The 12,369-nt window shown below is 70.2% G+C and carries 10 protein-coding genes; 5 read left to right on the top strand and 5 right to left on the bottom strand.

Translation table 11 applies throughout. The features are described from left to right. The first annotated feature begins 18 nt into the window (after nucleotides 1-18). The 4 genes from CY658_RS14235 to CY658_RS14250 are packed head-to-tail and all read left to right on the top strand — an operon-like array spanning nucleotide 19 to nucleotide 7,737. On the top strand, nucleotides 19-4,173 hold the full coding sequence (locus CY658_RS14235; protein ID WP_101490828.1) for a YhdP family protein: 4,155 nt from the start codon (nucleotides 19-21) through the stop codon (nucleotides 4,171-4,173). Beyond that, complete coding sequence (locus CY658_RS14240) at nucleotides 4,170-4,988, top strand: carbon-nitrogen hydrolase family protein (protein ID WP_101490829.1); 819 nt, start codon at nucleotides 4,170-4,172, stop codon at nucleotides 4,986-4,988. Before CY658_RS14235 ends, CY658_RS14240 begins: the two co-directional genes overlap by 4 nt. 2 nt (nucleotides 4,989-4,990) lie before the next feature. Continuing rightward, entirely contained in the window at nucleotides 4,991-7,063 is a 2,073-nt protein-coding gene (locus CY658_RS14245; RefSeq protein WP_101490830.1) for a two-component system sensor histidine kinase NtrB, read from the top strand. Between the two features lie 47 nt (nucleotides 7,064-7,110). Further along, a complete protein-coding gene (locus CY658_RS14250) occupies nucleotides 7,111-7,737 on the top strand; it encodes a response regulator transcription factor (RefSeq protein ID WP_099794071.1) in 627 nt (208 codons plus the stop codon). Between the two features lie 4 nt (nucleotides 7,738-7,741). Here CY658_RS14250 and CY658_RS14255 read toward each other — a convergent pair whose 3' ends face one another. From CY658_RS14255 to CY658_RS32780, 5 genes are all read right to left on the bottom strand, one after another. Then, nucleotides 7,742-8,221, bottom strand: a complete 480-nt coding sequence (locus CY658_RS14255) for a 2,4'-dihydroxyacetophenone dioxygenase family protein (RefSeq protein WP_101490831.1) — start codon at nucleotides 8,219-8,221, stop codon at nucleotides 7,742-7,744. A gap of 146 nt (nucleotides 8,222-8,367) precedes the next feature. Next, on the bottom strand, nucleotides 8,368-9,294 hold the full coding sequence (locus CY658_RS14260; protein WP_101490832.1) for a helix-turn-helix domain-containing protein: 927 nt from the start codon (nucleotides 9,292-9,294) through the stop codon (nucleotides 8,368-8,370). 168 nt (nucleotides 9,295-9,462) lie between these two features. Then, nucleotides 9,463-10,020 (bottom strand): OmpA family protein, encoded by a 558-nt coding sequence (locus tag CY658_RS14265; RefSeq protein WP_101490833.1) that lies wholly within the window; start codon nucleotides 10,018-10,020, stop codon nucleotides 9,463-9,465. 85 nt (nucleotides 10,021-10,105) lie between these two features. Continuing rightward, the gene (locus CY658_RS14270; RefSeq protein ID WP_101490834.1) at nucleotides 10,106-10,765 is read right to left on the bottom strand and encodes an OmpA family protein; all 660 of its coding nucleotides are present in this window, start codon (nucleotides 10,763-10,765) and stop codon (nucleotides 10,106-10,108) included. Nucleotides 10,766-10,962: 197 nt separating this feature from the next. After that, nucleotides 10,963-11,112, bottom strand: a complete 150-nt coding sequence (locus tag CY658_RS32780; RefSeq protein WP_180838952.1) for a hypothetical protein — start codon at nucleotides 11,110-11,112, stop codon at nucleotides 10,963-10,965. Between CY658_RS32780 and mltA the strand changes: the two genes are divergently transcribed. Beyond that, entirely contained in the window at nucleotides 11,111-12,259 is a 1,149-nt protein-coding gene (gene mltA / locus CY658_RS14275; protein WP_101490835.1) for a murein transglycosylase A, read from the top strand. The genes CY658_RS32780 and mltA overlap by 2 nt on opposite strands. The last annotated feature ends 110 nt before the right edge of the window (nucleotides 12,260-12,369 follow it).

The raw sequence follows: 12,369 nt of genomic DNA on the forward strand, positions 1-12,369 counted from the left end.
GACACAGCGCGACCCTCAATGAACGACACGGCGTCTTCCCCTTCACGTCTGCTCCAAATCACCGCTGTGACAGCGCGCTGGCTATTGGGTCTGCTCTTCGCTGCGTGGCTTCTGCTGGCGCTGTCAGTCGTGGTCCTGCACGCGTGGATTGTGCCGCGAATCGGCGATTTTCGCGGTGCACTCGAGGCGCAGGCTAGCAAGGCCATCGGTGTCCCGGTGCGCATCGGCGCCATCACCGCCCGTTCCGAAGGGCTATTCCCAGCCTTCGAATTGCGCGACGTGGTGCTGCAGGACGCAGACAAACGCGAGGCCCTTCGCCTCGTGCGGGTGGTGGCGAGCGTGTCGCCGCGCTCGCTGTGGCGCCTCAATTTCGAGCAGCTCTACATCGAGGGACCGCAGCTCGACGTGCGCCGCGACACTCAGGGAAAACTCCATGTGGCTGGATTGCACATGGAGACCGACACCACCGGAGAGACCCGCGCCGCCGACTGGTTTTTCGCGCAGCGCGAGTTCGTCATCGAAGGCGGCACCGTGCGCTGGACCGACGAGCAGCGCGGCGCCGAACCGCTGCTGCTGACCGACGTGCGCTTCGTCTCCCGCAACGGCTCGCGCCGGCACGGGCTGCGGCTGGACGCCACGCCGCCGGCCGGCTGGGGCGAGCGCTTCACGCTGCGCGGCCAGTTCCGCCAGCCGCTGCTGTCGCTGCGCAGCGGCCACTGGCAGACCTGGGACGGCCAGCTCTATGCCGACCTGCCCTACATCGACGTCACCCGCCTGGGCCAGTACGTCTCGCTCGACGCGCGCATCCGCGAAGGCAACGGCGCGCTGCGCCTGTGGGCCGACGTGGACGACGGGCGCATCGTCGGCGGCGCGGCCGACCTCGGCCTGAATCGCATCGACGCCTCGCTCGGCAAGGGGCTGCAGCCGCTGGTGCTGCGCGCCGTCACTGGCCGGCTGGCGGGGCACCTGAAGGCCGACACCTTCGAGTTCTCGACCACCGCGCTGCAGTTCGACACCGTCGACGGCATGCGCTGGCCCGGCGGCAACCTGTGGCTGCAGCACACGCCGACCAAGGGCCGCACGCCCGAGCACGGCGCGTTGAAGGCCGACCGGCTCGACCTGGCCGCGCTGGCCCTCATCGCCGACCGCCTGCCGCTGGGCGAGGCCACGCACCGCGTGCTGGGCGCCTATGCGCCGCGCGGCCTGGTCGAGCGCATCGACATGAACTGGCAGGGCGCGCCCGACGCGATCGCGCGTTACCAGGCCAAGGGCCGGGTCAGCGGGCTGCGCGTGGCGTCGCAGCCAGCGCCGACCGTTGCTGCTCCGAGCACCCCGCCACCGGCGGGCGCTGCCGCCACGCCACCGCGCGTGCACCCCGGCACGCCCGGCCTCAGCGGCGCCACGCTCGACTTCGACGCCAGCCACACCGGCGGCACCGCCACGCTGACCATGGCCAAGGGCACGCTCGAATTCCCCGGCGTGTTCGAAGACCCGGTGATCCCCATCGACCGGCTCTCGACCCAGCTGCAATGGAAGCTCGACAACGGCGCCATGCAGGTGCAGGTGTCGAAGCTGCGCTTTGCCAACGCCGACGCCGAGGGAGAGGCCGAGGCCCACTGGCGCACCAGCGACCCGGCCGCCTCGAGCAGCCGCGCGCAACACCCCGGCGTGCTCGACCTGCAGGGCAAGCTCACGCGCGCCGACGGCACCCGCGTGTTCCGCTACCTGCCGCTCGACATTCCGCAGCACACGCGCGACTACGTGCGCGAGTCGGTCGTCAAGGGCACGGCCAGCATCGTCGATTTCCGCGTGCGCGGCGACCTGCACGACATGCCCTTCATGGACCCGAAGCAGGGCGAGTTCCGCATCGCGGCCAAGGTGTCGGACGTGCACTACGCCTACGTGCCGCCGTCGCTCGCCGCGGCCACGGCCGCCCCCGCGACCCCGGCGTCGCGCACCGGCCCGCCTGCCGCGCCGCCGCCCGTGTGGCCGGCGCTCACGGGCGTGTCGGGCGAGCTGGTCTTCGAGCGCGCGGGCATGCTGGTGCGCAACGCGCGCGGCCGCGTGGCGGGCGCGCCCGGCGTCGAGGTCACGAAGGCCGAGGTGCAGATCGCCGACATGTCGCACCACGCCGCCATGCTGCGCGTCGACGCGCAGGCCAAGGGGCCGCTCGGCGAAGTGCTGCGCGCCGGTGCGCCGCTGGCCGGCGAGGCCGGGCCCTTCCTGCAGCGCGCGCGCGCCACCGGCTCGGCCGACTACAAGTTGCGCCTCGACCTGCCGCTGGACAACGTCAACAACACCAAGGTGCAGGCCACCGTGACGCTGGCCGACAACGAGCTGCAGCTGGTGCCCGAAGCCCCGCCGTTCACGCAGGCGCGCGGCACGCTCAGCTTCACCGACACCGGCTTCTCGCTGGCCGGCGTGCAGGCCCGCCTGCTGGGCGGCGACGTGCGCGTCGAAGGCAAGGGCCGCTTCAGCGGGCCGCAGCGCGAACTGGCGCTGAAGGCGCAGGGCACGGCCAGCGCCGAAGGCCTGCGCGGCGCGCGCGAGGTCGACTGGCTCGCGCGGCTCGCCAAGCACGCCACCGGCAGCACGCCCTACGCCGCCACCTTCTCGATGCGCGACGACACGCCCGAGTTCTCCCTCACCAGCAGCCTGCAGGGGCTGGCGCTGCAGCTGCCCACGCCGCTCGTGAAGACCGCTGAAGAGCAGATGCCGCTGCGCATCGAGAAGAAGGTGCTGACGCGCGACGCCCGCCACGTCGCCACGCAAGACCAGCTGACGCTCGAACTCGGCCGCGTCGGCTCGGTGCAGTACGTGCGCGAACTCTCGGCCACGGGCGAGGCGCGTGTGCTGCGCGGCGGCATCGGCATCGGGCTGGCCGCGGGCGAGACGGCGCTGCCGCCCGACCGCGGCGTGTTCGCCAACGTCAACGTCGCCAAGCTCGACATGGGCGCCTGGCAGACGCTGGTGGGCACCAGCGCCGCGGCCGCCGCCGGCGAGCGCGCCGACGATCCCGATCTGGCCTATTTGCCCACGCGCATCGCGGTGCGCGCGCAGCAGTTGGGCATTGCGGGCCGCACCCTGCACAACGTGGTGCTCGGCGGCACGCGCGAAGGTGCGCTGTGGCGCGCCAACGTCGACGCCAGCGAATTGAGCGGCTACGCCGAGTACAGCCACAGCCAGGACGGCCGGCTCTACGCGCGGCTCGCGCGCCTGAAGATCGCGCCGGCCGAGGCCACGCAGGTCGAGACCCTGCTCGACGAGCAGCCCGGCACCTTGCCCGCGCTGGACATCGTGGTCGACGACTTCGAGCTGCTCGGCAAGCGCCTGGGCCGCGCCGAGATCGACGCCGTCAACCGCGGCGGGCGCGAATGGCTGCTCAACAAGCTCGCGTTCAGCGTGCCCGAAGCCACCTTCACCGCCAAGGGCACCTGGGCCGCACCGGCGGGCGGCGGCGCGAACGCCGGCCAGCGCCGCACCACGGCCATGAACTTCAAGCTCGACATCGCCGACGCCGGCGACCTGCTCACGCGCTTCGGCATGCCGGGTGTCTTGCGGCGCGGCAAGGGGCGGCTCGAGGGCGAAGTGAACTGGCGCGGCTCGCCGTTCTCGCTCGACTACCCGAGCCTGGGCGGCCAGCTGCAGGTCGACGTGGAGCAGGGCCAGTTCCTCAAGGCCGACCCCGGCCTGGCCAAGCTGCTCGGCGTGCTGAGCCTGCAGGCGCTGCCGCGCCGGCTCACGCTCGACTTCCGCGACGTGTTCAGTCAGGGCTTCGCCTTCGACTTCATCCGCGGCGACGCGAAGATCAACAAGGGCATCGCCAGCACCAACAACCTGCAGATGAAGGGCGTCAACGCCGCCGCACTCATGGACGGCTCGGCCGACATCGTGCGCGAGACGCAGAACCTGCGCGTGGTGGTGGTCCCCGAAATCAACGCCGGCACCGCCGCGCTGGTGGCCACGGCCATCAACCCCGCCATCGGCCTGGGCACCTTCCTCGCGCAGTGGGTGCTGAGCAAGCCGCTCGCGGCCGCCGCCACGCAGGAGTTCCACGTCGAAGGCACCTGGGCCGACCCGAAGATCGCCAAGGTGCCGCGCTCGCTGCAACTGCCCGGTATGTCGGGCGCACCCGCGACCGGCGAAGCCAGGAAAACGGAGACCACGCAATGAAAGTCGCAGCCATCCAGATGGTGTCCGCCATCACCCGTGAAGCCAACCTCGTGCGGGCCCACGCCCTGCTCGGGCAGGCGGCGCGCGACGGCGCCGAGCTCGCGGTGCTGCCCGAGTATTTCTGCATGATGGGCGCGCGCGACACCGACAAGCTCGGTCTGCGCGAGACCGCCGGCGCGGGCACCGTGCAGGGCTTCCTGGCCGATGCCGCGCGCGAGTTCGGCCTGTGGATCGTCGGCGGCACGCTGCCCATCGAGAGCGACGACGCCGACCACGTGTTCAACAGCTCGCTGGCCTTCTCGCCCGAAGGCAAGTGCGTGGCGCGCTACGACAAGATCCACCTGTTCTTCTTCGACAACGGCACCGAGCACTACGACGAGCGCCGCGTCATCGCCCCCGGCGCGCAACCGGTGGTGTTCGACCTGCCTTCGCGCGACGGCCACAGCTGGCGCGTGGGCATGAGCGTGTGCTACGACCTGCGCTTTCCCGAGCTGTACCGCGCGCTGGCGGGGCAGGGCGCCGACCTGATGCTGGTGCCCAGCGCGTTCACGCGCACGACAGGCGCGGCGCACTGGGAGGTGCTGCTGCGCGCCCGCGCCATCGAGAACCTGGCCTGGGTGGTCGCGCCCGCGCAGGGCGGCACGCACGAGAACGGCCGCCAGACCTGGGGCCAGTCGCTGGTCATCGACCCCTGGGGCACGGTGGTGGCGCAGCAGGCCGTCGAAGAGGGCGTGGTGCTGTTCGACCTCGACGCCCGCCAGGTCGAGCGCACGCGCGCCCAGCTGCCCGCGCTGTCGCACCGCGTGCTCGCCTGACGATGGCCGACGAGGCGCTCGACGTTCCCGCACCGCCGCCGCCGCAACAGCAGCCGCAGCGCCGGGGATGGGTCGTCGCCTTCGCGCGCCTGCGTTCGCTGTGGAAGCGCTGGTTCCTCTGGCTGCTGCTGGCGGTGCTGGTGTCGGCGCTGCTGGTCACCGTCGTGTGGCTGGCCGGTCGGCACGAGGTCGAGCAGGTGCAGGCCGCGCTCGAGCGCGACACCGCCGATGCCGTCGTCGACCTGCGCAGCGGCCTGCAGCGCAACGCCCAGAGCCTGCGCGCCACGCTCGCGCCGGGCATGGAGCGCACGCACTGGGCCGACCGCGCGGCGGCGCAATTGCGCGAGCACCGCGAATGGCTGCGGCTCGAATGGCGCGATGCCGACCTGCGCCCCGTCGAGGCCGTGAACACGCCCTACCGCACGCGCATCCTCGAAGAAAGCAACCGTGGCCCCGCGCAGTCCGACGTGGCACTGGCCTGCGCCACCGCGCGCAAGGGCGGCGCGCCCGCCTACTCGCCCAGCCACTACGTGCCCGTGGCCGGCGGCGGCGGTGTCGAAGTGATGGAGCTGTGCCTGCCGATGGACGGCGGCGACTATCTGGTCGCGAGCTATTCGCTGCGCGACACGCTGGTCGAACTGGTCGGCCCCACGCTCACGCGCGGCCAGGAGGTCGCCTTCACCGAGGCCGACGGCACGCGGCTGGTGGCGCTGGGCACTTCGCGGCGCATCGGCACGCGCGTGTTCACCTCGCAGCAGCGCATCGACCTGCCGGGCGCCTCGCTCATGCTGCGCGTGGACGGCTGGCGCGCCGCGCCCGACCTGTTCCCGAACATGCTCACGGCGCTGGTCACGGCGATCTCGATCGCGCTCGTGTCGGTGCTCGTGCTGCTGGCGCGCGACACCCGCCGCCGCCTGCGCGCCGAGCGCGACCTGGCCGACGCGCTGGCCTTTCGCAAGGCGATGGAAGATTCGGTCATCACCGGCCTGCGCGCGCGCGACCTGCAGGGCCGCATCACCTACGTCAACCCGGCCTTCTGCGAGATGGTCGGCTTCACGCCCGAAGAGCTCATGGCCGGCAGCGTCGAGGCGCCGTACTGGCCGACCGAGCTGGCGCACGAATACCACCTGCGCCAGACGCGCCGCTTCGCGGGCGGCCTGCCGCCGCGCGAAGGCTTCGAGTCGGTCTTCATGCGCAAGGACGGCACGCGCTTTCCGGTGCTCATCTTCGAGGCGCCGCTGATCAACGCGCACAAGGTGCAGACCGGCTGGATGAGCGCCTTCATCGACGTGAGCGAGCAGCGCCGCGTCGAAGAGATTTCGCGCGCCAGCCAGGAGCGCCTGCAGGCCAGCGCACGCCTGGCCACCGTGGGCGAGATGGCCTCGCTGCTGAGCCACGAGCTCACGCAGCCGCTGGCCGCCATTGCCAGCTACGCCACCGGCTCGCTCAACCTGCTCGGGCCCGAAGTGAAGGGCGAGCAGGCCGAAGTGGCCATGGCCGTGAAGCGCATCGCCGAGCAGGCCGACCGCGCCGGCCAGGTCATTCGCAGCGTGCACGACTTCGTGCGCCGGCGCGACCGCATGCGCGAAGCCGTGGCGCCGCAGGCCCTCATCGACGCCGTGCTGCCGCTGGTGCGGCTGCAGGCGCGCAAGCTCGACGTGACGATCGAGATCGTCTTCGAAGAGCGCCTGCCCGCCGTGGTGTGCGACCGCACGCTGGTCGAACAGGTGCTGCTGAACCTCGCGCGCAACGCCATGCAGGCGATGGACAGCCCCGACAACACCGGCAACCGCTTGTTGAGGCTGCGCGTGGCGCGCGCCCTGCCCGTGGGCGCCACCGTGCCGGCCGACGGCCGGCGCTGGCTCGAATTCTCCGTGGCCGACCTGGGCTGCGGCATCAGCGACGACGTGGCGGCGCGCCTGTTCACGCCCTTCTTCACCACCCGTGCCGACGGCATGGGCCTGGGCCTGAGCCTGTGCCGCACCGTGGTGGAGCAACATGGCGGCGCACTGATGTTCGAGCCCAACCGCCCCCGGGGCACCGTCTTCAGGTTTACCCTTCCCGCTGCGGGATAGCCGCCTTTTTCTTCTTCTTCGTTTTCTGTTCCGCTGGACCTCATGGCATGCAACCGCTGATCGATGGCTTGATCTTTATCGTGGACGACGACGCCAGCGTGCGCGAGGCGCTGGCCTGGCTGCTGCGTTCGCGTCGCCTCGCCAGCGAGCACTTCGGCAGCGCCGAGGCCTTCGAGCAATACCTGACGGAAGCGCCGCTTCCCGATCAGCCGCGCTGCCTGCTGCTGGACGTGCGCATGCCCGGCATGAGTGGGTTGGTGCTGTTCGACCGCCTGGCCGAACGCGGCCTGCTGGCCGAGATGCCGGTGATCTTTTTGACCGGCCATGCCGACGTGCCGACCGCCGTCGAGGCGGTCAAGCGCGGGGCTTTCGATTTCTGCGAGAAGCCGTTCTCGGACAACGCCCTGGTCGACCGCATCGAACAGGCGCTGGGCATGTCGCAGCGCGCGCTCGAAGTGCAGCGCGTGCGCCGCGGTCTGGCCGGCCGCATCGCCGAACTGACCGACCGCGAGCGCGACGTGATGCGGCTCGTGGTCGAAGGCCTGCCGAACAAGCTCATCGCCGACCAGCTCGCGATCAGCGTGCGCACGGTGGAGGTCCACCGCGCGCGCGTGTTCGAGAAGATGGAAGTGAAGTCGGCGGTCGAGCTGGCCAACCGCCTGCGGGACCTCTAGGACCTCAGCTGTGCACGTGCTGCGCCGCGCCGTCGCGCGTGGCCATTTCCAGCATGCTGCGGCTATCGACGATGCCGACGACGTTGCCGTCTTCGCCCAGGCCCGCAATGGCGCCCTCGAACACGCAGAACAGCACGCAGCCGCCGTCGGAGCGCGGCTGGTGGATGTCGCCGGCGGGCTCGTACATGTAGTCGCCCGGGCGGCCGATGTCGTTGCGTTCGTAGTAGATATCGCCCTCGAGCACGATCACCTCGATGGCACCGAGGTGATGGTGGACCGGTGCCTCGGTGCCGGGATCGACCTTCAGCAGGCAGGTGAAACCGCCGCTGCGCCGGTTGATGCTCAGCAGCTTGTACGCCACGCCAGGCATGACCCATGGCTTCCATGGATAGCTTTCGAGCTTCTGGAAATGCGGATAGGGCAGCGTGATGCGCGCGTGGGCGGCGCTGGCCGGCGGCGTGGCTTTGAGGGCGGTCAGGGTCATGGTGTCTCCGTGGGTGATGCGGCCGGATCGGCCTGCGAAGCCAGTCTAGGAGCGGCTTCTCACGCCATGGCATGTTTGCCCGAACGAAGCACGGGATGTCGAAAGTGGCGCGCTTTTGCGCAAGTTGCCGCGCCGTGTCGCGCTGCTCAGCGCATGCGGCGGTAGGCGCTCGGTGGCACGCCGAGGAACGCACGGAAGCGCGTCGAGAAGTACGCGGGACTGCCAAAGCCCATGCGTTGGGCCACGGCCTCGATAGGCAGGTCGCTGGTGCGCAGCAGTTCGGCGGCGCCTTGCAGGCGGCGGCGCAGCAGGTACTGGTAGGGCGCCATGCCGCTGGCCGCCTTGAAGCTGCGGATGAAGTGGTCCTGCGACAGGTGCACCAACGCTGCCAGGTCGGCCAGGCTCAGCGGCGTGGCCAGGTACGCGTCGATGTGCTCGGTCACCCGGCGCAACTGCTGCGGCGTCAGGGCCGGCTGCCGGCGGGTGCCCTCCGTGTGCAGCAGCGCACCGCGGCCCGACGCGGAGTGGCGCCGCACGAGGTGGTGCGCCAGCAGATGCTGGCTCTGCGAGAGCAGCAACGAATCGGGGCTCAGGGGCACGGCGCCGTACAGCTCCACCTCGCTCACCAGCATCTGGAAGAAGCCCTGCAGCCACGGGTCGCGGATCGCGAAAAAGGGATCGATCTCCACCGCCGACCCGAGGTCTTCCTCGGCCGCGACACGCGCGATCAGCGCGGGCCCGATGTACAGGTGCACCACGCCGCAACGCCCGCCGATTTCCCATTCGGTGCCGTCGCAGGGGATGAAGCTCATGCTGCCCAGCCGTGAGCGCGAGGCGACGAGCTTGCCGCGCTCGTACTTGCGCACTGCCGTGCTGCCGTTCTCGTGCAGCACCAGCACGTGATGCGCCGCGCCGTGGAAAGGCAGCCAGCAGGCTTCCTGCTGCCAACGGGCGGCGAAGAGCTGGTCGCCGCCTGTCACGAGGTAGTTCGGGCGCGCGCCGGTGCCCGCGGCAATGATGTCCGGGGCGAAATGGGATGCGACGTTCGATGGGGCCGGCGCGATGGCGTTCATCGGAGTCTCCTCTCGTGTCCGCCCGGCGCGCGATGCGCGCGCCGCGTGCAGGCCGCGATGTTAGGGCCGGCCGTGCCGTGCCCTGATGCGGGATTTCCTGACGGTGCCGCGCCTGTCGCGGCTCAAGAAAAGGGGCTGCGTCGCGCGCCGTGCGCGCAGCCCCGGCGCTCAGATCTTTTCGGCGACGAAGATTTCGACGCGGCGGTTCTGGGCGCGGCCGGCAGCCGTGCCGTTGTCCGCCAGCGGCTCGCGCGAACCGCGGCCGTCGGTGGTGATCACGGTGGTCGACACGCCGCGGCCCACGAGGTGGTTGCGCACGCTGTCGGCGCGGCTCACCGAGAGGCGTTCGTTGCCTTCTTCGCTGCCCGTGCTGTCGGTGTGGCCGACCACGCGCAGGCTGGCGGTGGTGGCGCTCTTCAGGCCTTCGGCGACCTTGTCCAGCACCTGGGCGAGGTTGCGCTTGACGTTGGCGCGGCCCGTGTCGAACGAGAGTTCATTCGGAATCACGACGTGAAGCTGGTTGTCGGCGGTCTGCTCGATCACCACGCCGGTGCCCTTGGTGGAGCTTTCGAGCTCGGCCTTCAGCGCGGCCAGTCGGGCGGTCCAGCTGTTGGCCGGTGCGGCCTGCTGTGTGGCCGGTGCTTCGGCCGGCGGGGTCGACGATGCGCACCCCGCGATGAACAACACAGCGGCCATCGCCGCGCTAGACACTACAAACTTCCTCATGAATTTTCCCTCTGCTTGGACCAATGAAAACTGAAGCGGGAACCGGCCGTTCGATGGTGCGGCCGGTTTCCCTGTGGGGTTGCGATCAGCCGCGCGGTGCGCGCTCGCCCACGTAGATCTCGACGCGGCGGTTCTGTGCCCGGCCGGCGTCGCTGTTGTTGTCGGCCACCGGCTCATGCGAGCCGCGGCCTTCGATGCGGAATGCCGCGGCGCTCACGCCGCGTGCCACCAGGTAGTCGCGCGTGCTGCCGGCGCGGTCGACCGACAGCGGGTTGTTGATGGCGTCGGAGCCGGTGCTGTCGGTGTGGCCAATGATGCGCACCTCGGCGTTCGGGTTGTTGCGCAGGCCGTTGGCGAACTGGTCGAGCACGGGCGCGAAGTTCGACTTGATGTTGGAGCGGCCCACGTCGAACGACACGTCGCTCGGAATGGCGAGCTTCAGCTCGTTGTTGGCCGTCTGCGTCACGGCCACGCCGGTGCCCTGCGTGGCGGCTTCCATCTGGCGCTTCTGGTTTTCCATGCGCTGCGACCACAGGTAGCCGCCGAGCGCGCCGGCTGCTGCGCCGACCACGGCGCCCGTGCCGATGGCACCGCGGTTGCCGCCGGTGGCCGAGCCGATGGCGGCGCCGCCGAGGGCACCGATGCCGGCGCCGATGCCGGTGTTGCGTTGGGTGTCAGTCATGCCGCCGGCACAACCGGACAAAACGAGGGCTGCTGCGGTGGTTGCAAGAACGAACTTTTTCATGGCGATCCCTTTCAAGGTTGAATCAAGCGGGCCACAGCTTAGCCCCCGACGGGACCCCGATGGTACGTGCTCAAAGCCCTACGGAAAATAAGAAAACTTTCGCCATCGCCCGTGAATGCTGCGATGATTGCTACTAAAGTTGTAGCAATTGAGTGCTTGTCCGACAGTGGCGTGCGCCGTGCGGCTACACAAGCAATTCACGCTTTGGGCGGCGAATCCTCGTCGGAACGCTCGGCGTCGGCCTCGTCATGCAATTCACCCTTGTTACGCCCGGAAAACATGGTCCACCAGATGATCAAGATCAGGACGAGTCCCGCGGCGAGGGCTTCAAGCAGAATCAAACCCATGAGAAATGGACTCCAGTGGCTGGTCGGGCTTGCGATCGTAGCAACGCTCGCCGGCTGTTCCCTCGGCCCCCGCGCCCCCGAAGCCCCCACCCGACCCACCGTCACCCCGCCGCGCGACCTCGGTCCGCTGACCGGATCGCTCGCGCATCCGAAAAGCCGCTGGGTGCCCGTGGGCTGGTCGGAATTGCCCGGCTTCAGCGAAGACCCGTTGCATGAAGGGTGGATCGCGCTGCTGGCCAACTGCGCACGCCCCAACGCCGCCTTCGCACCGCTGTGCCGCGAGGTGCGCCAACTGGCCATCGCCACGCCCGAAGAGCAGCGCCGCTGGATGACCGACCGGCTGCAGCCGTACCGCGTCGAATCGCTCGCGGGCCAGAGCGAAGGCAAGCTCACGAGCTACTACGAGCCCGTGTACGAAGCCTCGCGCGTGCCCTCGGCCGGCTTCAGCGTGCCGCTGTACCAGGCGCCCGACGGCCTCGTGCCCAAGCGCCCCTGGTTCACGCGCCAGGAAATCGAAACCCTGCCCGAAGCCCAGGCCGCGCTGCGCGGTCGCGAGATCGCCTGGATGTCCGACCCCATCGACGCGCTGATGCTGCACATCCAGGGCTCGGGCCGGTTGCGCATCACCGAGGCCAACGGCTACCAGCACACCGTGCGCGTGGCCTACGCCGCCACCAACGAGCAGCCGTACCGCAGCGTGCAGCAGTGGCTCATGAGCCAGGGCGTGAGCAAGGTCGGCAAGTGGCCCGACGACACCAAGGCCTGGGCCGTGCAGAACCCGCAGCGCGTGTCGCAGCTGCTGTGGAGCAATCCGCGCTACGTGTTCTTCCGCGAAGAGACCATGAGCGAGCTCGACGCCGCCTTCGGCCCGCGCGGTGCGCAGGGCGTGCCGCTCACGGCGGGGCGCTCCATCGCCGTCGACCGCGAGAGCATTCCCTATGGCACGCCGGTCTGGCTCGCATCGAGCGGCCCGACCGCGCAGTTGCAGAAGCTGGTGGTGGCGCAGGACACCGGCAGCGCGATCGTGGGCGCGGTGCGCGCCGACTACTTCGCCGGCACCGGCGCCGAGGCCGGCCGGCTGGCCGCGAGCGTGAACCAGCCGCTGCGGCTGTGGGCGCTGTGGCCGAGGCAGTCGCCGGCGCCTTGAGGGGCGCAGCGTCCGCGCGGCAGTGTGTGGCGCGAACGTGAAGGTTTTTTGACGAGAACGCGCCGAACCTCGTCGAACACAAAGCGTTTCACAGGCATGTCATGCGAACT

The sequence above is a fragment of the Variovorax sp. RO1 genome (genome assembly GCF_002849325.1).
Classification (GTDB): Bacteria; Pseudomonadota; Gammaproteobacteria; order Burkholderiales; family Burkholderiaceae_C; genus Variovorax.